The sequence below is a fragment of the Neisseria oralis genome, assembly GCF_045062685.1.
GTDB lineage: Bacteria > Pseudomonadota > Gammaproteobacteria > Burkholderiales > Neisseriaceae > Neisseria > Neisseria oralis.
In genome coordinates this window covers 1-278 of record NZ_JBJGEB010000052.1, presented here as the reverse complement: position 1 = coordinate 278, position 278 = coordinate 1, and the positions used below count along the sequence as shown (strand labels likewise).

Sequence of the window (278 nt, the reverse complement as noted above, 5' to 3'; positions counted from 1 at the left end):
CGCAACGCCTGCGTCGTCGTCAGTTGCGGCACGGCGGTAACGGTTGACGCGCTCACCGATGACGGACATTATCTCGGGGGAACCATCATGCCCGGTTTCCACCTGATGAAAGAATCGCTCGCCGTCCGAACCGCCAACCTCAACCGGCACGCCGGTAAGCGTTATCCTTTCCCGACCACAACGGGCAATGCCGTCGCCAGCGGCATGATGGATGCGGTTTGCGGCTCGGTTATGATGATGCACGGGCGTTTGAAAGAAAAAACCGGGGCGGGCAAGCC

General features: G+C 60.8%; 1 protein-coding gene. It reads left to right on the top strand.

The window, feature by feature from the left end; all coding sequences use genetic code 11:
• The coding region (locus ACI43T_RS12045) for a type III pantothenate kinase (RefSeq protein WP_405387351.1) at positions 1 to 278 on the top strand (278 nt) is incomplete at both ends.